The 24536-nt window shown below is 64.3% G+C and carries 15 protein-coding genes; 5 read left to right on the forward strand and 10 right to left on the reverse strand.

The annotated features are described in order from the left end of the window. Positions 1 to 17: 17 nt before the first annotated feature. From AB0313_RS10715 to AB0313_RS10755, 9 genes are all read right to left on the reverse strand, one after another. Positions 18 to 1520, reverse strand: coding sequence for a bifunctional phosphatase PAP2/diacylglycerol kinase family protein (locus tag AB0313_RS10715; protein ID WP_141944849.1), 1503 nt, complete (start codon positions 1518 to 1520; stop codon positions 18 to 20). A 22-nt stretch (positions 1521 to 1542) separates the two neighbouring features. Beyond that, entirely contained in the window at positions 1543 to 2772 is a 1230-nt protein-coding gene (locus AB0313_RS10720) for an MFS transporter (protein ID WP_366305459.1), read from the reverse strand. After that, positions 2769 to 3542, reverse strand: a complete 774-nt coding sequence (locus AB0313_RS10725) for a DeoR/GlpR family DNA-binding transcription regulator (RefSeq protein WP_366305461.1) — start codon at positions 3540 to 3542, stop codon at positions 2769 to 2771. The genes AB0313_RS10720 and AB0313_RS10725 overlap by 4 nt, the downstream gene beginning before the upstream one ends. A gap of 55 nt (positions 3543 to 3597) precedes the next feature. Next, positions 3598 to 5280, reverse strand: coding sequence for an ATP-binding cassette domain-containing protein (locus AB0313_RS10730; protein WP_366305463.1), 1683 nt, complete (start codon positions 5278 to 5280; stop codon positions 3598 to 3600). A gap of 25 nt (positions 5281 to 5305) precedes the next feature. After that, on the reverse strand, positions 5306 to 7294 hold the full coding sequence (locus tag AB0313_RS10735) for a penicillin-binding transpeptidase domain-containing protein (protein WP_307304963.1): 1989 nt from the start codon (positions 7292 to 7294) through the stop codon (positions 5306 to 5308). A 66-nt stretch (positions 7295 to 7360) separates the two neighbouring features. After that, positions 7361 to 8803 (reverse strand): NAD(P)/FAD-dependent oxidoreductase, encoded by a 1443-nt coding sequence (locus AB0313_RS10740; protein ID WP_366305465.1) that lies wholly within the window; start codon positions 8801 to 8803, stop codon positions 7361 to 7363. Beyond that, positions 8796 to 10259, reverse strand: coding sequence for a glycosyltransferase 87 family protein (locus AB0313_RS10745; protein WP_366305467.1), 1464 nt, complete (start codon positions 10257 to 10259; stop codon positions 8796 to 8798). Before AB0313_RS10745 ends, AB0313_RS10740 begins: the two co-directional genes overlap by 8 nt. Positions 10260 to 11091: 832 nt before the next feature. Next, positions 11092 to 11676: a histidine phosphatase family protein gene (locus AB0313_RS10750; RefSeq protein ID WP_141944834.1), complete on the reverse strand. Its 585-nt coding sequence runs from the start codon at positions 11674 to 11676 to the stop codon at positions 11092 to 11094. Beyond that, complete coding sequence (locus AB0313_RS10755; RefSeq protein ID WP_307304973.1) at positions 11673 to 13181, reverse strand: CCA tRNA nucleotidyltransferase; 1509 nt, start codon at positions 13179 to 13181, stop codon at positions 11673 to 11675. The genes AB0313_RS10750 and AB0313_RS10755 overlap by 4 nt, the downstream gene beginning before the upstream one ends. Positions 13182 to 13389: 208 nt before the next feature. On the opposite strand from AB0313_RS10755, the gene AB0313_RS10760 reads away from it, so the two are divergent. From AB0313_RS10760 to trxA, 5 genes are all read left to right on the forward strand, one after another. After that, positions 13390 to 13890, forward strand: coding sequence for an NUDIX hydrolase (locus tag AB0313_RS10760; RefSeq protein WP_141946659.1), 501 nt, complete (start codon positions 13390 to 13392; stop codon positions 13888 to 13890). 60 nt (positions 13891 to 13950) lie between these two features. After that, positions 13951 to 16092 carry a murein biosynthesis integral membrane protein MurJ gene (murJ, locus tag AB0313_RS10765; protein ID WP_366305470.1) on the forward strand — a complete coding sequence of 714 codons (2142 nt, stop codon included), beginning with the start codon at positions 13951 to 13953 and terminating at the stop codon, positions 16090 to 16092. Between the two features lie 153 nt (positions 16093 to 16245). Next, entirely contained in the window at positions 16246 to 17958 is a 1713-nt protein-coding gene (locus tag AB0313_RS10770; protein WP_366305472.1) for a discoidin domain-containing protein, read from the forward strand. 225 nt (positions 17959 to 18183) lie between these two features. Further along, positions 18184 to 19140 (forward strand): thioredoxin-disulfide reductase, encoded by a 957-nt coding sequence (gene trxB, locus AB0313_RS10775; RefSeq protein WP_307304982.1) that lies wholly within the window; start codon positions 18184 to 18186, stop codon positions 19138 to 19140. A 40-nt stretch (positions 19141 to 19180) separates the two neighbouring features. Beyond that, complete coding sequence (trxA, locus tag AB0313_RS10780; RefSeq protein ID WP_141944823.1) at positions 19181 to 19507, forward strand: thioredoxin; 327 nt, start codon at positions 19181 to 19183, stop codon at positions 19505 to 19507. Between the two features lie 3670 nt (positions 19508 to 23177). Here the strand turns inward: trxA and AB0313_RS10785 are convergent. After that, positions 23178 to 24479 (reverse strand): ParB/RepB/Spo0J family partition protein, encoded by a 1302-nt coding sequence (locus AB0313_RS10785; protein WP_366305475.1) that lies wholly within the window; start codon positions 24477 to 24479, stop codon positions 23178 to 23180. Between the last annotated feature and the right edge of the window lie 57 nt (positions 24480 to 24536).

The following is a 24536-nucleotide window of genomic DNA, read 5'->3' on the forward strand; positions in this document are numbered from 1 at the left end:
CATTTGCCGGACAAGGGTTATCGATTCGGATGCGGGGAGTAGTACGTAAGTGCCCGGGGACGGACGCGGTAGGTCACGCTGCGGACCCCTGCCAATGCCTCGCCGTCAACTGCCAGCGCCATCGGTGCGCCGCCGGCATCGATCCTGGCCTCTGTTGCCTCCCTCAGGTGCGTAATCCTGGAACTTGCCACGGTCCCCGTCAGGACGGACCACAGCAGCCGGAGCCTGGCGAAGGTTTCGTCGGCGGTAATCATCCGGACATCCAAAACCCCGTCATCCATCACCGGCCGGATCAGGGGAGCGTGGTCACGGGGGTAGTAGCGCCCACGCCCCAGGTAGGCGATCCACACTTTGTGCTCCACTCCGTCCACGGTCAGCGTCGTCGGTGTCCCGGCCGTGAAGGTCCTGAACATTGCCACGACGCCCGCCAATGGCTTACCAAGCGCCGGCTGCAGGTGCTCCCGGCGGCGCACGAAGTTGGGGTAGAGGCCGACGCTGGACGTGTTGAGCATAACCAGCTCGGAAACTTCGGGGTTCCCGGGCAGTCCGCGTTCGGCGGTGACCACGCCAATGTCTGCCAGTGCGGCCTCACCCTTGCTGGCTGCTTCCTCCGCGTCTTTCAGGCTGCCTGTGCCCGCGTCGCGGGCAAAGTGGTTGAGGGTCCCGCCGGGCAGGACCAGCAGGGGCAAAGAGCGTTCGACGGCGGCAGCCGCCGCAGCGCCGACAGTTCCGTCCCCGCCCCACACACCCAGGGCGAGGGTCCCCGGGAAGTCCGCCGCAGCGTTGATCCGCTGGACCAGGTCTTCATCCGGTTGAACGGTATTTATATGCGCTTTGGGAAATACTTCCTGGAGCGCGGCCGCGGTTTCTTCCTTGAAGGAACCGCCCAGCGTGTTGACCACGATGCTCAGGCCCGCACCGTCCGGCAGTTGCGGAGCGCTGGTCCAGGAGCGGGTGGTTTGCGGGATGGGCGGCCGGACCGGCCACCAATGGCGGGTCACCAGGGCGGCGCCTGCACCCAGGGCTGATCCGAAAAGGACATCGGATGGCCAGTGGGCGCCGGTGTGGACCCTCGAGTAGGCGACGCCCAAGGCAGCGGGTGCCAACGCAACTCCCAGAGCGGGACGGACAAGCCCTGCTCCGACTGCGAACGCAACCGCCGACGCTGAATGCCCGGACGGCATCGAAGAGCTGGTGGGCTGCGGATGCACGAAGCGGAAGACGGGCAGGTGCTCCGGCAAGGGCCGGGCGCGGGGAAGCAGCGTCTTGAACACCACGTTGGTGACGGTGGAGGCCACCCCCTGGGCCAGCAGCCCGTGCAGCGCCGCCCTGCGCGTCTTGCCCGGAAACAGGGCCAGGACTGCCGCTGTTCCTATCCACAGCTTTCCCTGGTTGGCCGAGGCGGACAGGCGCCGGAAGAAGACATCATGGTCTCCCCCGGGCAGTCTTGAAACATGCGCCAAGAGGTATCTATCGATGCGGCTGATCCAGGTCCGGCCCCGTGGCCTGCTGCTGTGCATGTGATCACCCTAACCCCAACCGTTACTCCCGTTGAGTGGACTCTTGAACGGAGGACTCCTGACCGGCCTGGAGCGGCTTCGCCGCCCCTGCAAGCAGCAGTGCCACCAGGATTGGCAGCATGATGGCCAGGAGCGCGGTATGGATCCCGGTGAGGTCACCGAGGTAGCCAAGCACCGGCGGCCCGGCAAGGAAAGATATATACCCCAAAGTGGATACTACGGACACCCGAGCGGCTGACTGCCGCGGATCGTCGGAAGCAGCGGACATCCCCATCGGAAAGGCGAGGGCGGCACCCACACCCCACAGGGCTGCCCCAACCCCGGCCAGCCAGATACTGGATGCCAGCACAAAGAGGCCCAGTCCGGCGGCTGCGGCCGCCATGCTGGCGCGGAGTACCGCAACGCGCCCGTACTTGTCGATGACGCGGCCGCCGAGGAACCGCATTGCCGTCATGGCAAGGACGAACAGGGCGAACATCAGGGCGCCGGTGGATTCCGAGGTGGCAAGGCCGTCAACGGACGCCTTGGCGATCCAGTCATTGCCGGCGCCTTCGGTCAGGGTGGCACCCAGGACCACCACTCCGATGAGCAGCGTCCTGCCGTCCCGCCACGCGGACGGTCCCTTGGCTGGTTTCAGCTCCCCGGCAACGGGAGCCGACGATACGTGGGGAAGGAAGTAGCGGGGCACGGTCAAGGCGACCAGCACCACAACGGCTGCGATCACCAGGAGGTGCAGCGGCAGGTCGACTCCCAGCGTGGACAGCCCTGCCCCGACAAGGGCCCCTACGAAGGCACCACCGCTGAAGGCAGCATGGAACTGGGGCATGATGGTCCGCCGGAGCTTGTGCTCCACATCCGCGCCTTCGATGTTCTGCGCCACGTCCCACAGTCCGATGCCGATGCCGAAGAAGAACAGTGACACCGCCGTCCCGGCAATGGACGTGGCCGAAAGCGACAGTGCGATGCCCACGCCTGCGGCCGCAGCCAGGAGGCCGGCGAAACGCACGGTGTTGGCGGTACCGATCCTGCCAACCACCAGCCCGGCGGTGGGAAGCGCAAGCAGGGAGCCGATGGCCGTGCAGAGCAGGAGCGTGCCCATTTGGCCGGAGGTGATGTGCAGCGTCTGGGTGACGGCAGGGATCCTGGCCGCCCAACTGGCGAACACCAGCCCATTGATACCGAAGACCACGAAAGTGGCTGCGCCGGCGGCTTTCAATCCTGCGTGCTGCTCCATACCGGTATTGGTGCTCATACGCTCACTACTTCCACGGAGTACTTATCGAATTCGGCTTTGTCCTGCGTGCTGAACTTCCGGTCCGTGACGATGACGTCCACCCGATCCAGGCCTGCCACGAGGACCCGGGCGCTGGCCTCCCACTTCGATGCTGAGGCGGCCAGCACCACCCGTGCCGCGGATTCAAGGCCGGCTCTCTTGATGGCCGCGTCCTCCAGGTCATGTGCCAGCAGCCCGTCCCTGAAATCCACCGCACAGGGGGTGACCACGGCAGTATCGAAACGGAGTGACCTGATATTGGATTCGGCCAGCGGTCCGCGGAAACAGAGTTCCCCGGGCACCACACTGCCGCCCGGCAGCAGCAAGGCAGGCCGCGGGCCTGCACCGCCGTCGCCCTCTGCTGCCGCATTGAGCGCCTGCAGGGACATGGGCATCAGGGTCACATCGCGTCCCGCCAGGGCCCGCGCCACAGCGGTGGCTGTGCTTCCGCTGTCCAGCCAGACGTGTTCGCGGTCAGCCAGCAGGCGGGCGACCGCCACAGCTATGCGGCTCTTCGCTTCACGGTCTTCCAGTTCACGCTGCCCGTAGCCGGGATTCACCCCGTGGCCAATGAGGCTTCTGGCGCCGCCGTGGACCCTCCGGAGGACGCCGTGGCCTGCGAGCACCTCCAGGTCGCGGCGGATGGTTGCTCCTGAAGCAGCACAGGCCTGCATGAGCTCTTCCACGCTTGCCTCGGGCTGCCGCCGGAGGATGTCGGCGATGGTCCGATGCCGCTCATCCGTCTTCATGATCAAATGCTAGCAATTTGTGATCATTCGCTCAGAGCAAGAAGGGCACATTTGTTCAGCGGGCGCGTTCAACCCTCTGCTCGTCCCACACCGGCTCCGCGGATTCGTACACCTTCCCGTCGGAGCCGAATACGAGGAACCGGTCGAATGTCCGCGCGAACCAGCGGTCGTGGGTCACCGCGAGGACAGTTCCTTCGAAGTGGTCGATGGCCCGCTCCAGGGCTTCCGCCGAGTGCAGGTCCAGGTTGTCGGTGGGCTCATCCAGGAGCAGCAGCGTGGCCCCGCTGAGCTGCAGGAGCAGGATCTGGAAGCGGGCCTGCTGGCCGCCGGAGAGGGACTCATACTTCTGCTCGGACTGCCCCGCCAGGCCGTATCCATCCAGGGCACCCGCGGCCGCCTCACGACCCAGGCCGGACCGGTGTTCGTCGCCCCGGTGCAGGATGTCCAGCAGGGTCTTGCCCAGGAGATCGGGCCGGACGTGGGTCTGGGCAAAGAACCCGGGCCGGATCCGTGCACCGAGCTTCACGGTGCCTTCGTGCGGTACTTCTGCGATCACCACATCCGAGACCGGCATGTGCTCGCGTTCAGGGTCTGTGCCGCCGGTGGCAAGCAGGCGCAGGAAGTGGGACTTGCCGGAGCCGTTGGAGCCCAGCACGCCCACGCGGTCACCGAACCACACCTCCGTGGAGAACGGTTTCATCAGGCCAGTCAGCTCCAGCCGCTCCGCCACGATGGCCCGTTTAGCGGTCCGCCCGCCCTTGAGCCGCATCTGGACGTTCTGCTCGATGGGCAGCGCCTCGGGCGGACCGGCCTCGAGGAACTTGGCCAGCCTGGTCTGGGCCGCGTGGTACCGGTTGGCCATATCCGAGCGGAAGGCAGCCTTGTTCTTGTACATGTTGACGAGTTCCTTGAGCTTGACGTGCTCCTCGTCCCAGCGCTTGCGCAGCTCTTCGAAGCGGGCGTTCCGGTCCGCGCGGGCCTCCACATAGGATTCGAATCCGCCGCCGTGGATCCAGGCGGATGCGCCGTTGATCCCGGGCTCCAGCGTGACGATCCGTCCCGCGGCATTGTTCAGCAGCTCGCGGTCGTGGCTGATGAAGAAAACGGTCTTCTTTGACTCGTTGAGCATTTCCTCGAGCCAGCGCTTGCCCGGCACGTCCAGGTAGTTGTCCGGTTCGTCCAGCAGCAGCAGATCGTCCGGCCCGGCGAACAGTGCCTCGAGTACCAGGCGTTTCTGCTCACCGCCGGAAAAGCTCGACGCCGGGCGGTGCTGTGCGCGGTCGAACGGCAGTCCCAGCGCGGCCATGCAGACCTCGTCCCAGACAGTTTCCACGTCGTAGCCGCCGGCATCCCCCCAGTCCGCGATCGCCTGGGCGTACCGCATCTGGGTGGGTTCGTCGTCGTGCTCCATCATGGCCAGCTCCGCATCGTCAACCTCGCGGGCAGCGGCGGCGAGGGCCGGGGGAGCGGCGGTCACCAGGAGGTCCCTGACGGTGGAGCCGTCGCGGACCTGGCCCACGAACTGCCGCATGATGCCCATGTTTCCGGACCGTCCAATGACGCCCTCGTCCGGCACCAGGTCCCCCGCGATGATCCTGAACAGTGTGGTCTTGCCCGTCCCATTAGGCCCGATCAGCGCGGTCTTGGTGCCGTCCGGCACCTTGAAGGTGACCCCGTTCAGGAGTTGGGTGCCATCGGAGAGGAAGTAGTCAATGCCGGAAACGTCAATATGGGCCACGCCGTCCATCCTCCCATGCCTGTTCCTAGCCGGCGCCGGTGAGGAACTGCTTCAGCAGCGGACCGGAGGTGGTGGCACCCAGGCCGCCGTCCTCCACGAATACGGCAACCGCCAGGTCCCCGTGGGTGGCAACGATCCAGGCGTGGGTCTTGGGGGGATTGTCGGTGCCGAACTCCGCCGTTCCGGTCTTGGCACCCACAGGTGCGCCGGGAACGCTGGCGAGGAAGCCCGCGTGGCCGGAGGTGACCACGGCACGCATCATGTCAGCCAGCGATGCCGCCTCTGCTGCCGTGATGGGCTTGTCCGACGCCGTGGAGGGTGCTTCCGCGGTGGCGGTCGCTGACGCTTCGGCAGCCGGAGCGGTGGACCCGGCCGTTGTCCCGGCGGCGGGAGCACCGGCGTCGGGGTTCAGGACCAGCTGCACCGACACCGGGGCACCCTTGGCCACGGACCCGGCCATGATCGCTGCAGCCAGCGGGGAGAGCAGCACCTTGCCCTGGCCGATCATCGACGCGGCGTGTTCGGTCCCCTGCGCCTCGCCCGGGACGGATCCCAGGAAGGCTTCCGCGCCGAGCTTAGGCGCCTCCACTGCCACGCCCATGGACGTGGCGGCAGCCTCAAGCTGGCCCTGGGACACGCTGTCCCGCTGGGAGATGAAGGCCGTGTTGCAGGAGTGCGCAAAGGCATCGCGCAGCGTCACGGCACCCAACGAGCTCGCGGGGTAGCCCTCGGAGTTTTTGAAGGTCCGCCCGTCCACGGTGAGCGTGGGCGTGCATTGGACCGTGGAGTCGGGCGTCATGCCGTTGCGGAACATGGCCAGCGAATCCACCATCTTGAAGATGGAACCCGGCGCATACTGTCCCAGCATGGCGGTGTTGTAGCCGTTGCTGCCCGGGCCGGATGCTGCCGCGAGCAGAGCGCCGGTGGAGGGACGAAGGGCCACGATGGCTGACGCAGGCCCCACCCCTTCCAGGGTGCTTTCCGCCAGCGTCTGCAGCCGCGGATCCAGCGTGGTCTTCAAGGGGGTGCCGGGTTTGGGCTCCACCTGGAAAAGCACGCGCCGGGGATCCGTGCCTGCGGACTGGATCTGTTCGCGGGTCAGGTCGGCGCGCTGGGCGCGGATCACCACGGCGTCTGATCCGCGGAGCTGCTCATCGTACTGCTGCTGGAGACCGCCGGTACCGGTGACGTCGCCCGGGGTCAGGGCGCCGTTTGATGCCTGGATCTGCTCCGCGGAGGCTTCGCCCACGGAGCCAAGGACAGCGCGGGCGAACGTCCGGCTGGGGGCCAGCGGGATGGAGTCGGGTATGCCTCGGGCACCCGGGATGGCCTGGATCTGCTGGTCGCTAATGGTGCGGCCTTCTTCCCGCAAAGTAATGGCGGAAACGAAGGCCTGTGCCCCGGCTGCCTTGACCTGCTGCGCGTACGCGGCCGGATCCACCCCCACCAGCGCGGCGAGCTTGCCGGCGGAATCGGCTGGATCCGCCCCGCCCAGCAGCGGTTTGTCGATGCCCACGTTCACCACGGGGCGATAGGTCACCAGCGGCACATCGCCGGCGCCCAGGATGTCGGCGCGTTTGGGGGACTGGGAGCCCTTGGTCACGATCTCGCCGTCCGCGAGGCCGGGGGCCAGCATGGCCGGGGTCCAGGCGGTGAGCCACTTGTCGCCGGACTTCCTGAAGTTCGCCGCGATGGTGTACTTCCACTCGGCGTCGCCGAACTTCCAGGTGTAGTCCAGGGGAGCGGAAGCTTTGTCCCCGTCCAGCGTGAGTCCGCCTGCCCGGACGGTCGGCTTTTGCGGGTCCAGGGCTGCGAAAACCTGGTGGAGCTGGTCGTTGGCGGCGGCGGCGTCCTTGCCGTCGAAAGCAACGGATCCTACATCCAGCGCTGAGACCGCACCGGCCAATTGCTGTGCGGCGGCTTCGGCACCGGATTTTCCGTCATCGCAGGCCACCAGTGTGGTTCCAAGAATGAGCGCAGCTATGGCAAGCGAAAGTTTTGTTGAGTTCCCCATCGCGCCATTATCCCCCGGACCGCCGACATGACAGGACAGCCGGTCATAAGCCCTGGCCCTCGAGGCCTAGGAGGGACCCAGGTCCGGAACGGGCAGCTTGAACACATCACGCAGGGCGTGCCGTGCAGCATGCATTCCCGGCATGCCCGTGACCCCCGGGCCGGGCGGGGTTGACGACGAGCACAGGTATACCCCCAGCAGCGGTGTGCGCCAGGGGACAGGAGAGACCACCGGCTTCTGGATAAGCCCCCGCACATCCATGATGCCGGCGCTGAAGTCACCACCGATGTAGTTGCGGTTGTACTCGGCCAGTTCCGCCGCGGTGATGACGTGTGATTCAACCACCAGGTCGCGGAAACCGGGTGCGAAGCGCTCCAGCTGGGCCACCACCTGGCTGGTCATGTCCCGCGTGGAGCCGGAGGGGACATGGCAGTACGTCCAGAGTGTGTGCCTGCCCGCCGGGGCACGGCTGGGGTCGAAGCTGGACGGCTGGGCCACGAGCACATAGGGCCGGTCGGGGTGGCGTCCGGCACTGACTTCGTTCTCCGATCGCGCCAGTTCGGCCCGCGTGCCGCCCACATGGACCGTGCCGGCGTCGGAAAGTCCGGGAGCCTGCCAAGGCACCGGCCCGGAGAGGATGAAGTCCACCTTGCAGGACCCGTTACCGTACCGGAAGCGCTCCAGCGCCCTACGGTAGTGAACGGGAAGCGAATCCCGCGCCATGTCCAGGAGCCCCTTGGGCGCAACGTCCAGCAGGGTGGCCCGCGCGGCAGGAAGCTGTTCAAGCCGGTCTATCGGGGCTTCAGTATGGATGATGCCGCCGTGGGCACGGATGTCATCCGCCAGTGCTGTCGAAATGGCCGCGGAGCCGCCGCGGGGGATGGGCCAGCCACCTGCGTGCCCCAGGGCACCGAGCATGAGTCCGGCTCCGGCTGCGGCCAGGGAGGGCAGATGGGAGATGGCATGGGCTGCCACCCCGCTGAGGAGGGCCGGCGCAAGCTCTTCCCGGAACCTGAGGTTCCACAGCCCCGTTCCCTGTTCCAGCGTCCGCAGGCCGTAAATGCCGGCCACCAGCGGATTCCGCGGAATCCGGAGGAGCTGGTTCTGGGTGAAGTCCATGACGTCGTCGATGTTGTGGACCAGCGGTTCCATGAGCCGCCGGTAGGCCGGTCCGTCCTGGCCAAGTCCCTCTGCGGTGGCGTCCAGGGACTTGTAGGCCAGGGCTGCCTTGCCGCCCTCCAGCGGCGAGCCAAACGACACCTCGGGGGTGATCAGTTCCACCCTGCGCGGCAGTTCGAAGGCGCGGAAGAAAGGGGAGGCCAGGGCCATGGGATGCACGGCGGAACAGACGTCGTGGAAGTGCCCCGGCTGCATTAACTCGGTGGTCCGCGTTCCGCCGCCGATTTTTGTTGCGGCCTCGAAAACCTCCACTGACAGCCCGGCCCGCGCCATCACCGCTGCCGCAGAGAGTCCGTTGGGGCCGGCACCTACTACCGTCACATCAGGCATGGGACCCTGCTTTCAAGGGAAGGGCGGGAACGGCGCGCCGCCGTAAACGCAGGCGGACCCGGTCAGGTGCGCCCGCGAAGGGGCCTCCGTGGGGATCGTCCACGTGGTGGCGCCGGATGGGGTCGTGCGCGGGGTCGAAGATGTCCCAGACGACGCGTGCCATCAAATAGGCCACCGCGACCATGTGGGCGGCGACGGCCAGCACGTAGTAGGGCATGTCCAGGTTGTGCTGGGAGGGGCCGGCGCTGGTCACCTGTCCAAGGTACAACCAGATCGCAGCCCAATGCAGGGCTTCGACGCCCTGCCACACGAGGAAGTCGCGCCACCGCGGCCTGGCAAGGGCCAGCAGCGGAACCAGCCACACCACGTACTGGGGCGAATAGACCTTGCCGGTAAGGATGAACGCGGCCACGACCAGGAACGCGAGCTGCGCCAGGCGGGGGCGGCGGGGCGCCATCAAGGCAACGGCGGCAATGCCTGCACACGCCAGGACAAACAGCCCCACGGACAGGACGCTGACGCCGTCGGCAGAAAGCCCGGCCCAGCCCACCCGGCCCGCCACCAGGTTGTAGGCAAACCAGGCTGAACTGTATCCCGCACCCCGCTCCGCGCTGTATTGGAAGAAGTAGGCCCAGCCTGGAGGATTGACTGCCACGAACGGCACGTTGACCACCAGCCACGCTGCAGCAGCAGCACCGCCTGTGACCAGCAGCGGCCGCCACCGTCCCGTTCGCAGCGCAAGCAGGAGGATGGGTCCCAGCACCAGCACCGGGTACAACTTCACAGCAGTGGCCAGGCCGATCAAAATGCCGGCAGCCACCAGGCGCCCCCGCGCGAAAAAGTACATCCCCATAGCCAGCAGGCACGCAGCCCAAAGGTCCCAGTTGATGGTTCCTGCCAGGACAATTCCCGGGGCCAGGGCCACCATCGCCGCGTCCCAGGGCCGCCGGCCGGGCATCCGCGCAATCACCAGGACCAGCGCCATGAACACCGCCGCCAGCAGCACGGCGTTGATGTCGAAGTAGGCCAGGGACCGGGCATTGGCGTCTCCGCCGGGGACCAGCCAGGCAGTGACTCCGGCAATCAGTGCGATCAGCACCGGGTATTCGAACTGGCTGCCGCTGCCCAGGATGGGAAAGATTCCCGCCGCCATTCCGCGGTTCCGGAACAGCTCCGGGAAATCCGAGTAGCAGGTGGCATAGAACTGCGTGGGCGTCTCCCAGCCGTTTACCCGGCAGTAGCCCTTCAGCAGCAGCCCCACCAAGGCCGCCAGCGCGGTGAGGACAATGAGTACCCGCTCCACCGTGTAGATGCCGGGGGAGACCAGCCCGGGGGCCGCCCTGGTCCCAAGGGGCCCACCGATTAACTCAGTGAAGTTCCGGAGCAATGCGTCGCTGCGGCTGGGCACCACGATGCGGGACCGTGGTCCATCCTCCGCCGGCAGGGTCTCGTGCATGGGTTCGAGCTTACCGCCGGCCCCGTCCCCCGGGATCGGTGTCCCGCGGGATCAGGGCCGGCTGTCAACGCAGGCCACCTAACTGCTGGTGCATGAGAACGAACACGTCGTTCCGATGCTGCTCCAGCTGGGCGCTGTTAAATGAACTTCGGCGCTGCAGGGGACGGGACAGGAGTCCCAGGAGTTTTCGTATCAAAGGAGGCACCTCCTCTCTTAAATAACAGGCGCAAAAAAGGGCGCGGCAAATAAGCCCATTTTTGCTGCGAAAGAAGCGCGACAATACGGGCATGCGAATTTCAGCGAGGGAATTGGCGGAAATTGCACATAAGCACAATCACGAAGCGTCCGGCCGTCGCGGTAAGCCATGGGCGGCATTACAGGGACGCCACACCGGGCCCTTCGAAAGAAAGGACTATCCGGAGACGGGGCGCGGGCTATGCCAACAGCTGTGCCGTGGAGCCGGCGATGAAACCGCAATTTACTGCCATCAGGGCAGCCGAAGGGGCAGCCCCTTGGCGTGTCCTGGCCGGGAAGCTGGTCCGGTCAGCGGCGCCAGAGTACGTCCGGATGGACGGCTGTACGGCAGGACACGGAATCCATCCTGGCTGCGCGTGCGGAATCAGCAAAGGCCGGGAACGCATTGATGACGGCATTCCATTCGCCAGTCAAAGTCATCATTATCCCAACCTCCTTTTCTGCTGTCCGCCGCGTTCGTTGCCAAGCGGTTCGGGACCCAGGCAGATCACCTTGGGGTCAGGAATAAAGGTACCCCAGGAATGCAGGGAAAGCCAGCAATTCCCGGAAAACAATTAAAGGAGTTTAAAAAGAAGGTTTAGAGCCCCCACCGCACAATGGCCGGGGTCTTTTTGTCCCATCCCAAAGTGCAGACCTTGGCCGTCCCCAGGACAAAGTGCCGGCCTTCCGTGGGCGGCAATTCCAGCCAGCGTGCCGTGAGGATGCGGGAGAAATGTCCATGCGCCACGATCAGCACATTGTCCATGCCGGATTCCAGGACCCGGCCGATGATCTTGTCTGCCCTCGCAGCCACCTCATCCAGCGTCTCGCCGTTGGGCACGCCGTGTGTCCAGATCAGATAGTCGGGATTGTCCTTGCGGATCAGGTCCGAACTGATCCCCTCATAATCGCCATAGTTCCATTCGACGGCGAGCGGCTCGTGCCGGGCATCGGGGAAGCCGGCGAGTTCCGCCGTCCGCCGTGCCCGCCGAAGGGGGGACGTGAGCACCAGGTCGAAGTCCACGCCGTCCAGCACCTTGCGGGCCTCCACGGCCTGCTGTTCGCCTTCCACGGTCAGGGGCAGGTCCGTCAGGCCGGTGTACTGCCCGCTCTTGGACCATTCGGTTTCCCCGTGGCGGAGGATCCAGAGCTGGGGGCGCGGGGCAAAGGCGGAATTGGTCACTTGGACTCCTCAACAGGTGAAGGTTCGACGACGGCGGGAGAAGCTTCGGCGGCGGGTCCGGCAGGTGCCGATTCAGGCTGTTCTGCCCACCAGCGGAGCAGGCGCGCCTCTGCTTCCTCCGTGGGCAACGGTCCGTGTTCCATCCGCTCGTTCAGGAGGAACTTGTAGGCGCGCCCCACGACCGGCCCGGGCTTCAGATCCAGCAGGGCCATGATCCTGGCGCCGTCCAGGTCCGGGCGCACCGCGTCCAAAGATTCCTGTTCGCGCAGTGCCGCGATTCGCGATTCCAGGTCGTCGTAAGCAAAAGCCAGGCGTTCCGCCTTGCGCTGGTTGCGGGTGGTGACATCAGAGCGGGTGAGCCGGTGCAGGCGTTCCAGCAGGGGACCGGCGTCGGTGACGTAGCGACGCACGGCGGAGTCGCTCCAGCCGGCGTCGCCGTAGCCATAGAAGCGCATGTGGAGTTCCACCAGCCGCGCCACGGCCTTAGTGGTGTCATTGTCGAACCGCAGCGCCTTCATCCTCTTCGTGGTGAGCTTGGCGCCCACCATGTCGTGGTGGCGGAAGCTCACGGCGCCGCCTGGTTCGAATCGGCGCGTCGCCGGTTTCCCGACGTCGTGCATTAACGCCGCAAAACGGAGAACGAAGTCTGGCCCGGGCACGGGGCCTTCGGCGTCCGTTTCCAGTTCAGCCGCCTGTTCCAGGACCTGGAGGGAATGCTGGTAGACGTCCTTGTGCCGGTGGTGCTCGTCGGATTCAAGGCGGAGGGCTGATACTTCCGGCAGCACGTGCTCTGCCAGCCCCGTCTCGACCAGCAGGTCGATTCCTGTCCGCGGCCGGGCGCCGCACACCAGCTTGACCAGTTCGTCCCGCACCCGCTCCGCGGAAATGATCCTGATCCGGTCCGCCATGCCCGTCATGGCATCCCGGACGTCGTCGCGGACTGAAACCCCCAACTGTGCAGCGAAGCGGGCGGCCCGCATCATGCGCAGCGGGTCATCGGAGAAGGATGCCTCCGGCGCGCCGGGCGTGGCCAGCACTGACGCGTGGAGATCCCGCACGCCCCCGAAAGGGTCCACCAACTCCATGGAGGGCAGCCTCAGCGCCATGGCATTGATGGTGAAGTCGCGGCGCTGCAGGTCATCCGTCAGGGAGGAACCGAATGCCACCACCGGTTTGCGGGAATCGGGATCGTAGGCTTCGGCCCGGTAGGTGGTGATCTCGATCTGGAAGCCGGCCTTGCGCATGCCGATGGTGCCGAACGCCCGGCCGATCTCCCAGAAGTTGTCCGCCCACTTCTTGATCAGTGCAACGGTCTGGTCAGGGGTGGCGTCGGTGGTGAAGTCCAGGTCCGGGGACGTCCGGCCCAGGAACAGGTCGCGCACGGGACCGCCCACCAAAGACAGCTCGTGGCCGGCGTCCACGAAGCGCTGTCCGAGCTCGAGGACCACGGGATCCACGGTGAAATCGACAGTGTGGGTATCAATCTTGCGTTGTGCGTGCGACATAGTTCCTTAAGCTTGGCAGAAACCTGCGCCCTGGCAGTCCAAAAAGGCGTCACGATCCGCGCTGATTGGCCTTCCCTTCCGGAAAGTACGTCATATCCCGTCCATGTTGGTGTCATGTTCCGGTCATCACGGGAGGGCAACAGTCGTTAGAGTGGACCTCATGGCCCATCCAGTACCGAGCGCTCCAGGCAGGAGGACAAACGCACCATTGCCGTCGGCAATCGGGGCGCACGTTGCCCCTGCCCAGCAATCGGCGCCGGCGTCGCTGCCCACAGTGGAGGAAGTCTCCGCCGGCGGCGTTGTGGTGGACACATCCGACGCCGAACTGAGGGTGGCGATCATCGCCCGCCTTAACAGGGGCGGACGCCTCGAGTGGTGCCTTCCCAAGGGCCACCCGGAGGGCGAGGAAAACAACGAACAGGCCGCTGTCCGGGAAATTGCCGAGGAAACGGGCATCGAGGGCGTCATCCTGGCGCCACTGGGCAGCATCGACTACTGGTTCACGGTAAGTGGCCACCGGGTCCACAAGACAGTGCACCATTACCTCCTGCGGGCCACGGGCGGCGAACTCACCATTGAGAACGACCCCGACCAGGAAGCCGTGGATGTGGCCTGGGTGCCCATCCAGGAGCTGGCGCGGAAGCTGTCCTTCCCCAACGAACGCCGCATCGCGGACCTGGCCCGCGAAGTCCTGCCCGGGCACCTTTAAGCCCGGACGCCCCCGTCGTCATTGCGGTGTTATGTGCGCACGGGTGAGACGATGAAGTCGATGTCAGCTACCAACTTCCCTTCCGACCGGTCCAGCCGGCCCGATGACGCGGCGCCCGACGGCGTGCCCCCGGAGCCGGCGGCTCCGGACGTTTCCCAGCCCGCCGCCACAGGCGTGAGCGAGACGCGGTCCAGCGCCATCATGGCTGCCGGCACGCTGGTTTCGCGCTTCCTGGGCTTCGGCAAGACATGGATGCTCGGCACCGCCCTGGGCCTTGGCTCCACGGTCAATGACACGTTCATCAACGCCAACAACCTGCCAAACCTGATCTTCCTCCTGGTGGCCGGCGGCGTGTTCAACGCCGTGCTGGTCCCGCAGATCATCAAGGCGAGCAAGGCTCCGGACAGGGGAGCGGACTACATCAGCCGGCTGCTGACGCTGGCTGTCCTGCTCCTGTTCGGCCTGACGGCGCTGGTCACCCTGGCGGCCCCAGGGGTCATCGAACTGACAACCCAGGGCTACTCACCGCAACAAAAGGCCCTGGCCGTCACCTTCGCGTTCTGGTGCCTGCCACAGATCTTCTTCTACGGCCTCTACGCGTTGCTGACGCAGGTGCTGAACGCCAACGGTGCCTTCGGCCCCGCCATGTGGGCGCCCATCCTGAACAACGTGGTCGCCATCGCAGGGCTGGGCATGTTCATCTGGATCTTCGGCACAAACGAGGCCAACGCCCACACAATCGATAACTGGGGATCGAGCCAGACACTGCTGGTGGCCGGGTTCTCCACCATCGGCGTACTGTCCCAGACCGCCATCCTGCTGGTCCCGGTCTTCCGGCTGAAGCTCGGACTACGGCCCAGGTTCGGCTGGCGCGGCGTGGGACTGGGCCACGCCGCCCGGCTGAGCGTGTGGACGCTCCTGACGGCCGCCGTCGGGCAACTGGCCTTCCTGTACGTCATGCGCATTGCCACCATTCCAGGCGCCGAACGCATCCGGCTGCAGGAGGCGGGGGACCCCTCCGCCTACACCCTTCCGGGCAACGCGGTCCTTGAGGTGGCCAGCCAGCTGTACCTGCTGCCGCACTCGATTATTGCCCTGTCCCTGGCCACCGTGCTGTTCAACCGGATGACCCGTGCCTCGCAGGAAGGCAACCGTGCCGAACTGCGCGACGCCCTGTCGCACGGACTGCGGACCATGGCCGTAGCCACCGTGTTCGGCGCCCTGGCCCTGTTTGCCCTGGCCGGTCCGCTGGGCATGTTCTTCTCTGGCGGCAGCAGGCAGGACGGGGTCATGCTCGCCCAGACGCTCACCATCCTGGCCCTCAGCACGCCCTTCATGAGCGCCAACTTCATGATGTCCCGGGTGTTCTATGCCAACGAGGACGCCCGCACCCCCTTCTATGTGCAGCTGCTGCTCGCGGTGGTCTACGTAGTCGGTGCCTTCGCCATCCAGTTCCTGCCTGTAGGCCAGATCATCTACGCCATCGCCATCCTCTACATGGTGGGCAACATCCTCTCCGTGGTCATCAGCGCGTTCTTCCTGCGGCGAATGCTGGGCCATCTGGACGGCGCGCGGATTGCCAACTCATACATCCGGATGGGCTACGCGGCACTGGGATCTGCGATTGCCGGGGCGGGCGCGCTCTGGCTGATGGGCAGCTACAACCCGAACGGCTTCGCGTGGCAGAACCGGATTACTGCGCTCGTGACGCTCGTCGTGGTCGGGCCCGTCATGCTGGCCGTCTACTTTGTCCTCCTCAGGCTTTTCCGCGTCTCCGAGCTCAGCGACATGCTCCGGCCCCTGCTGGGCAGGCTTGGCCGCGGCGGAGGGGCGCCTGCACCGGAAGCCGGGGACGCGCCGTCGTCCGCTCCTGCCAACGGAGCGGACGGGGACCGCGGGCAGCGTCCTGAACGTGCCACAACGTCCGTGGACACTGGCCTGATTCCCCGGATCTCCGGGGAATTTGATGCCGTTTCCTTCCGTGCGGGGCCGGATCCGGAGCGTGGTGCCCGCCGTCCGGAAGCGTACGACGCCGGCGCGCAGGACGGTGACGATGGCGCCTACCTGCCGGGTGAGGACCAGCCCAGCACGGCACGTGGGGGCCTGCTCAGCGAACAAATTCCGCTTCCTGGGCGCCGCACGTACCAGGGGAAGGCCGGGGAAAACCCGTATTTCAAGTCCCGGAGCCAGCGCAAAAAGTGACTCCGGTGCCCGTCTTCTCCACAGCCGCGCGGGGCGGATCGGCTAGGATCGAACAGGTACAGGGGTAGTTGCATTCAGGGTGGGCCGTCCGCGGCGCCTGAACGGCGGTTGCATCATCGAGGCCGGCAATCCCGGACAGTCTAGGAGGAACACGTGTCCAACCCGATCGATGTCGGATCAGTACTGGGCGGCCGCTACAAGGTCACCGCCACAGTGTTGACCTCGCATGACCACGATCTGGTGCTGGACGGTGTGGACCAGGTCCTCAACCGCCCGGTCAGCATCCTGGTTGCCGGACCGGAGAACACTGAACAGGTTGCCCAGAGCGCCCGCGAGGTTGCCACCGGCGAACGCCCCGGGACTGTGCAGGTCCTGGACCTCGGCGTTACTGAGGATGCCACCTACCTCATCACCAACCACACATCCGCAGCGGATCTGCTGGACCTGGTGGTCGCACCCAATCCGCCTTACGTGGAGCCCTTCTTCACGGACACCCTGGGCAGTGAAATTTTTGGCCAGCCGCGGTCGCACGAGCCTGAGCCCTACGACGAGGAAGACCACGTCGAGGCTGGTTACATCAACTACGCCGATTCACACCCCAGCCAGGTTGATCCTTACCCTTCCGCTCCGCCCCTGCCGCCCAGGGCCGCCGATCGTCCCGCTGCCCGGCAGCCGGCTCCACAGGTTTCCACGCAGGGCCGTACCGGTTCCGCGGCTGCGGCAGCTGCCGGGCCTGCCGCCGTTGGCGGTGCTGCGGCCTCAGTTGGTTCGGCTGCTGGCCTTTCTGCTGGTGCCAAGGCAGGATCCGGTGCGTCCCGGGTTGATCCCGACGCAACCGCCGCCCAGCCCATAGCGGAGGGCGCTGCATCGCCCTCCCCGCGGGGAGGCTCCGCAGACGTGGACACGGGGCCCAACGACACGGCTGCTGCTGCCACCCAGGCCCAGCCGGCCGTTCGGTCAGACCCGTCCACCCAGGCCCAGCCGTCCGCGCAACCGTCCGCGCACGAACAGAAGCCGAAGGTTTCCCTGTGGTCCGAGGACGACTACGCGCAGACCATGGACCAGGACCACTACGGGGACAATGAGGACGCCCCGCAGGAGGTACGCCCGGTCCAGGGTAAATCCGCTCTCTTCGCCCGTGCGGCAGCACCCGCCGCAGCAGGGGTCTCCTTCGCAGACCGCGATGATTACGAAGACGACCACGACGAGCCCGAAAGGCAGCCCCGGTCCATGCGGTGGCTGGTAGGCGGACTTCTGGCTGTAGTTCTGATCGCTGGCCTGATCTTCGCCGTCACCAACCTGGGCAGCCTCTTCAAATCAGAACCCCAGGCCAACCCTCCGGCAGCTCCGGCCACCACCAACGGTGCGCAGGCTTCTGCACCGGCAACGCAGGCAGCTCCGTCAAAACCGCCCGTAGTTCCGCCCGTCATCGAGAGCGTGACCCGGCAAGGTAACTTCGATTTCGCAGCCACCTTTGATGGCGACCTGGTCAAGGCGTACGACGGCAATGCGGCCAGCTACTGGTCCGACATGGAGTTTGCCACGGAGAACTGGGGTGGCTTGGCCCCGCAGGGCGTCCCGCTCGTGGTGAAGCTGAAGAGCCCGTCCACTATTTCGTCCATCACACTTTCACAGCTGGGGGGATCCGGCGGCAACATCACGGTTTCCACCAATGACAAGCCTTCCACCGACGGTGCCAAGGTTGTGGGCTCCAACAGCTTCACCTCGACGGACCTCAATATGCCCCTGGCGGAACCCGTGCAGGCACAGTATGTAATTATCTCGATCAACTCCCTCCCCAAGCTGGCGGCTCCGAAAACCCGTTACGGCTACGGCATCCGGTTGGCTGAAATCAAGGTCCAGTAGCCCCTCCTTCCCCCAGCACATCTGACTGCAGCAGATCACTGCTGCCGTGAGTTCATACGCGGCAGGTATGTACTCTGGAAAGTGCGTCCCGCGGCGGCCGGTCCTCGGCCTTGCCCAGTGGTGCACCGTGCCCGGGCGTTGGAATATTCAGCATACGGACATAGTTGTCACATGTGCCCGGCCTCCACGGTGGGGCGAGTCGGATAAGGAAGAGGTTCACGGTCAGTGACCATCGAAGAAAAGACGGCGTCAGACGTTCGCGACGTCATCATTGTGGGCTCGGGCCCGGCGGGCTACACAGCAGCTGTCTACACCGCCAGGGCAAACCTCAAGCCTCTACTGTTGGCTGGGTCTGTGACCGCAGGCGGCGAGCTGATGAATACCACGGACGTGGAGAACTATCCGGGGTTCCCGGAGGGAATCATGGGTCCGGACCTCATGGAAAACTTCGAGAAGCAGGCCGCACGCTTTGGCACTGAAATCCAGTTCGAAGATGTAACCGGCGTCGATTTGGAGGGCCCGGTCAAGACTGTCACGATCGCCACGGGGGAGAGCTTCAGGACCAAGGCAGTCATCCTGTCCACGGGCTCGGCGTACAGGGAGCTGGGCCTGCCCAATGAGAAGCGGCTTTCGGGACACGGCGTCAGCTGGTGCGCAACCTGTGACGGTTTCTTTTTCAAAGACCAGGACATTGCAGTCATCGGCGGCGGTGACTCCGCCATGGAAGAGGCCCTCTTCCTCACCAAGTTTGCCAAGTCGGTCACGGTAGTCCACCGTCGCGCTTCGCTCAAGGCCTCCAAGATCATGGCGGACAGGGCACTGGCGCATGACAAGATCAAGTTCATCTGGAACAGTACCGTGGACGATGTATTGGGGACCGACAAGGTAACCGGTCTCCGTTTGAAGAACCTCCTGGACGGCTCCTTGTCCGACCTTGCAGTGACGGGTGTTTTCGTCGCCATCGGCAACGATCCACGTACCGACCTCGTCAAAGACGTGCTCGAACTGACTGAAGCGGGGACCATCGCGGTGGAGGGCCGAAGTTCCAGGACCAGCCTCCCCGGTGTTTTCGCTGCCGGCGATGTGGTCGATCCAACCTACCGCCAGGCAATCACGGCCTCAGGCTCTGGTTGTGTGGCCGCCATTGATGTTGAGCACTACTTGGCAGACCTGCAGTCCTGACCAGACTGTGCCGCTATTATCCGAAGAGAAAGATAAGGTTATGAGCAACGCTAAAGATGTAACTGACGCCAGTTTCAACACGGATGTACTTTCTTCCGAGAAGCCCGTTATTGTTGACTTCTGGGCAGAGTGGTGCGGTCCCTGCCGTAAACTTGGCCCTATCTTGGACGAAATTTCCGTCGAGTACAGCGAAAAAGTGGACGTCGTCAAGGTCAATGTAGACGATAACCCTGCCATCGCTGCCGAGTATGGGATTACCTCCATCCCTGCCGTTTATCTTTTCCAGGGTGGAGAAGTGAAGAACACGGTGATTGGCGCCAAGCCGAAGCAGTTCTTCGAGAAGGAATTCTCTGACGTCCTGTCCTGATCAACGTCCCCCCGCAGGGGAGCAGCGGTCTGCAGCAGTAAAGAGGCGGTCATTTCCCCCAGGGATGTGGCCGCCTCTTTGCTATGTCTGTACGTGCCCTTCCTTGGACAACTCGCGCCGGCCCGATATGGGGAGGGGTGCCGTGCGCGTGAGGCGATGTTCAGATCTGTTTCACGTGAAACAGAGGTTGGGCGCGTCTGGCCAAACTGCTGTCCAGCTGAGATCTGGAGACGACGATCATCCGGCGCGACCCCTGTGGATCAATAAAGGACCGATCCACGACATCTCCCGCGCAGCCCCGGTCAACAGTTGGTCGCACAAACCTCCAACGCGTAGAACCGCGAAGTGAGAGACCATGGATTCGCGCCGCTTCGCACGAAGTATCGAGGACTCTGGTAATCCCAACGTTCACTCGGGTGATCCTGTTTCACGTGAAACAGCTGCGATTTGAGCTGACTTCTGCAGCCTGCGCTGAGCAGCAGAAAGCCCAACCGCCAAGGCGGCATTTTGCATGGATTGGGCCCCTTCTTGAAGTGAACAATATGAAACATCACCTAAAGAGCTTAAGTAGGCGCTAGGCCTTGGTCCTGACATAGCTCGAAGATCCACTATCGGGCGGCCGTCACTAGGGGAAGGGCGGCTGCTGAATTTAGTCAACGCCTGCTGCTACGTACCCACGGCGAACCCCATCCGTTTGCATGTGTGCCGGTCTATCCCGGGCGATGACCAACTGGGAAATTATCGAGTGCACACTGACCCCGGGAGAAGATCACGTTTCACGTGAAACATTCCCGTGTGTCTTGGACCCCAATACTGGCTCCGCAGAAAAGGGGCATCGGGGGAGCCGGTCCTGTCCGACATCTCCTTGGGTTCCGGGAGCGAGTGCCCGTCATATCCAGCTTGGACCAATAACGGGACCGGTGGCCCATAGTTGCTGTGGCAACCACTAAAGCATTGTCCGGCCTTGCATCAAGCTGCGCTGCGACTTCATAAACCATCGCCATACCTTTCGCGGTACAGCGTGGACGGGGTGCGCCACCGCGCTGCGAGGGCAAGGGGCAAGGGGCAAGACATGGGACTCGTGGGCATTGGCGCTGCCACCCAGCGATCGAATCGACGCACTAGGCTCCCACTTTGTGGCGGCCAAGCCGGCCACCCGGTCGCGCCCAAGCGAACGCAGTACATCCCGAAGCGGACATAGTCGCGGGGGAAGGCGGGGGAGGGAGCGCAATCGCCGGAGGAACTCGCAGCCACAGTGGGACCCGGGGTTTCTTTGAAATCCAGGCGATAACGCCCCCGACATCAACTTGGCCATCCAATCCAGGCGACTTCTATCCACACTTTTATCCACAGGCGCTTGCCGAGATATCCACACCGTTATCCACAAGCCTGCGTACCGCCAACCCCCTACCGTGCAGAGTGGCCTGCATCGCGAAAGCGTAATGACCAGTTCAAGTTACACCTCGCTACGCTCCTCCCAGCGCGCGCCTATGTCGTCCGAGTGCTCGTTTGAGCACCAAACTAGTGCGCGCTCATCCGTTTACAGGTGACAACTGCTCCAGAGCCAGACGTATCTGACAGTGCTGGCCGACTAGGGGCAAATGTTTCACGTGAAACCCAGCCACCGAAGCTGCAAGCACAGGGTGACTGCGAACGGTAAACGCCGAACAGCGTCGGCCAGTGATGCCCGGTGGGCGGAAAATCCACAGCCGCTGCGCCTGAATATCCACAGTCTTATCCACAGGGTTATCCACCTCACCTTCAGCCCTCCAATGGGGGCGCGGGGCTTGCTTTTGGCTGAGGCTCCTGCAGGCACGCCCACGGGCCAGCACGGGCGCTGCAGCGTAATCCACCATCGCATGGTCGGTCGTCCCTTCCGTATGCGAGCTCGCGTCGGCCTTATCGCACGTAGGAGCAATGCCGCGAAGGGCAGGCGATCGTTCCTCGACGAATCGATGACGTCCGTCGGCAGAGACGCTGTTCCGGGCCCAGGGCCATAAAGTTCATTTGTGATCAGGAGCGCCGGGGGAGCGCCCTCTGCACCCGGATCACCCACTCCCGCCGCCGTACGTGCTCGACTCCACATCGAGAATTCTGGCATCCACTGCGAAGACTGCAGTACTACGGCCGCTTGGGATTCCCATCGCGCAATCCCAAACAGGGGGAGTCACGGGCATCTCACTTCAGGTGCACCCGTGGCTACCACCAAGCGTCGCTGCCGTTTGCCTGTGCGAGTATTGTCTTTCCCCACCTTAGACATTCGTCCCCGCCAACTATCAAAGAGCTTGGCTACGCCGCGGCGGGGTTTAGGGGTCGAACGTGCCCGGGAGTCACGGTCCAACGGGAATTACCAGAACCAAGACTAAGGGGAGTCTCACAGTCACCTCAACTTTCATCGCACCGGGCCCGGGGCGATCGGCCGGATAGTCCGTTTCACGCGAAGCCGCGGAGCATCGTCGCTGTCTGCGGCATGACCCCCTGAGAAGCCGGCGGAGAAGTTTGCCCATGAAAGGAGCTCCCCTGCTACCCCATCGCGAGCTAAGGTTTCACGTGAAACACTCCACTTTCAGGGCTGGGAATCCGGCATGCCCCTCCGTCGGATAAACCCCACCGGACATATCCCGCCCACGGGATAGGCAGGGGATAACTTTCATCAGGATGAACCGAAACCTACACCGCGAGGACCCACCATGCTTTACGTGGACGTCTGCGCGGTACCGGCCCACGGAGTGTGGCGGATTTCCGGAGTAGACTCAACCACCGCGCGGCAAGACATCGGGACCGGTATCATTCAAACACCGTTGACACGCACTAATCCACCCCACAACTTGGCGCTAGCCGCAACGTCCCGTCCGGAATCACATGCCCCAAGCTGGGAAGCGCCATGATCGGTCTCTGATGTGGTTGAAGGGCAATAGGCATAGGACGCCCTTGGCGACTACTCACCTCACCACCGATTGGAGGCGGCGGCCCACAATATGGGCAAACCAGCGTCCTAGTATTCGATTCGGGAGGTACAGCAGATCGCCAGCTATCGCAGACAGTCCCTCAATTAGTTCCGCTTTGACTGCTGAAGGGATCTATCCCCGTCGAAAGCTAGAATTTGCCTAGGAGGGCCATAAAACGCAGCAGCAGCTGCCGAAGGACTGAGAATCGCGTAGGAAGTGTGACTCGATGGGCTGCGACGCCCTACCCAGGGCATAACCTCTTTGTTGTACCGGGGCTCACGAACCGTTTCACGTGAAACGTACCTGGACGGGACGGGGACAGTCAGTTGCACATTTCACCCGCACCGAAATGCGGCCGAGCCCGACTGAGCCTCCACGCCCGAAAAACCGCAGTGCGACACTCGCTACTAGTGATATTCAAGCAGAAAAACGCTCGCTTTCCCACGAAAGCTGTCTCAGGAGTGAGGGGATCGGCAAGTCCCCGCCAATCGTGGCGGCGCTCTAAAGCGCAGACAAGAACATGCGCACCATCTCGCGACGTCGATTCGACAGCATTCGCAGGAAGACGCCCATAAAGCATGCATCAGCAAAGCCGATGTGACTGCCACAGACAACCCAGCCACAAGTTTGTGGCCACTCGAACCCATGAACGGGAAACTCTGAGAATGGCAGCAGAAACACCAGAGGCCCCGCTCGTCGTGAACGGGGCCTCAGGAGAGGTACTAGTTTGTAGAACCAGGCGCTAGAACGTCCATGATGCGGTTAAGGTCCTCTACGCTGGCAAATTCAATGCTGACCTTGCCCTTACGGACTCCGAGCGAGATCTTTACGTTGGTATCAAGCCGGTCTGACAGCGAGGACGCGAGGTAGTCCAGGCGTTCGTGCCGCGCACCCGGACGTGGGATGTTGTTCTTGGCCGGCTTGGCGGGATCCTGGTAAAGCGTCACGGCTTCCTCGGTGGCCCGCACGGACATGCCTTCCGCCACAATCCGTTGGGCCAGTCGCTCCATTGCGGCGGCATCAGGGAGCGAAAGAAGTGCACGGGCGTGGCCCGCGGACAACACTCCCGCTGCAACCCGCCGCTGCACAAGCGGGGGCAGTTTCAAGAGACGCAGTGTGTTGGACACCTGCGGCCGTGAACGGCCGATACGGTCCGCCAGTTGCTCGTGGGTTGTACCGAAGTCCTCGAGGAGCTGCTGGTACGCTGCAGCCTCTTCCAGGGGGTTCAGCTGGCTGCGGTGGAGGTTCTCCAGCAGCGCGTCGCGGAGGAGGTCGTCATCGGTGGTGTCACGGATAATCGCCGGGATGGTGTCGAGCCCTGCAGCCTGGACAGCGCGCCACCGGCGTTCACCCATAACAAGTTCATAGGATTCACTACCGGATTCGGTTGAAGTACGGACAACAATTGGCTGCAGCACGCCAATTTCGCGGACCGAGTGCACCAACTCAGCCATGTCATCCTCATCGAAGACATTCCGGGGCTGTTTCCGGTTCGGGTGGATGTCGGCCACGGGGATCTCAGCGAACCGTGCACCGGGAACTTCAACAAGCTCAACGCCCGAGTCACCGGACCTCCCTTCCTCAACGATCGGCTCGGAAGGGCTCGGAACATCCGAAGGCTGCGCAACAGCGGGAACCTCTGTGGCCGGGTCCGCTTCAACAGGTGATTTGGGGCCGACCGGGCTGGCCGGCGAGGACTCTCGCGCAGCTGTCTTTTTCACCGGAGCAGTGGAAGCGGGCTTCTTCTCGTCACTGCCCTTTCCTGGGACTGACTTTGAGTCGGCAGACTTGGCTGAAGACGAACGGGCAGCGGGAACGTCCGCTTCCCTGTCCGGCGCCTTTACTGCTGCATCCTCAGTGTCTGCCGGCACCTGCTCTGACGGGTCCGTCTTTCGACGGCCTTCCGGGAAGAACAAATCCACAGGCCGCGATACCGCCCCACTGTTCCCGGAACCATTGGACGCGGCGGAACTTGGAATCAGTGCGCCAAGACCGCGGCCTAGGCCCCGTCGCTTTTCGCTCATGGGTAAATCCCTCCAGTGGTAGAGCCGGGTACAGCCCGGCTCCGATGCGTTGCGGTA

Source organism: Pseudarthrobacter sp. NPDC080039 (assembly GCF_040702335.1).
In the GTDB taxonomy this organism is placed as follows: domain Bacteria; phylum Actinomycetota; class Actinomycetes; order Actinomycetales; family Micrococcaceae; genus Arthrobacter; species Arthrobacter enclensis_A.

Excerpts from the sequence above, each read along its gene's own strand:
- AB0313_RS10715 (WP_141944849.1), bottom strand. The coding sequence starts at position 1,520 with ATGCACAGCAGCAGGCCACGGGGCCGGACCTGGATCAGCCGCATCGAT.
- AB0313_RS10720 (WP_366305459.1), bottom strand. The coding sequence starts at position 2,772 with ATGAGCACCAATACCGGTATGGAGCAGCACGCAGGATTGAAAGCCGCC.
- AB0313_RS10725 (WP_366305461.1), bottom strand. The coding sequence starts at position 3,542 with ATGAAGACGGATGAGCGGCATCGGACCATCGCCGACATCCTCCGGCGG.
- AB0313_RS10735 (WP_307304963.1), bottom strand. The coding sequence starts at position 7,294 with ATGGGGAACTCAACAAAACTTTCGCTTGCCATAGCTGCGCTCATTCTT.
- AB0313_RS10740 (WP_366305465.1), bottom strand. The coding sequence starts at position 8,803 with ATGCCTGATGTGACGGTAGTAGGTGCCGGCCCCAACGGACTCTCTGCG.
- AB0313_RS10745 (WP_366305467.1), bottom strand. The coding sequence starts at position 10,259 with ATGCACGAGACCCTGCCGGCGGAGGATGGACCACGGTCCCGCATCGTG.
- AB0313_RS10755 (WP_307304973.1), bottom strand. The coding sequence starts at position 13,181 with ATGTCGCACGCACAACGCAAGATTGATACCCACACTGTCGATTTCACC.
- murJ (WP_366305470.1), top strand. The coding sequence starts at position 13,951 with ATGTCAGCTACCAACTTCCCTTCCGACCGGTCCAGCCGGCCCGATGAC.
- trxA (WP_141944823.1), top strand. The coding sequence starts at position 19,181 with ATGAGCAACGCTAAAGATGTAACTGACGCCAGTTTCAACACGGATGTA.
- AB0313_RS10785 (WP_366305475.1), bottom strand. The coding sequence starts at position 24,479 with ATGAGCGAAAAGCGACGGGGCCTAGGCCGCGGTCTTGGCGCACTGATT.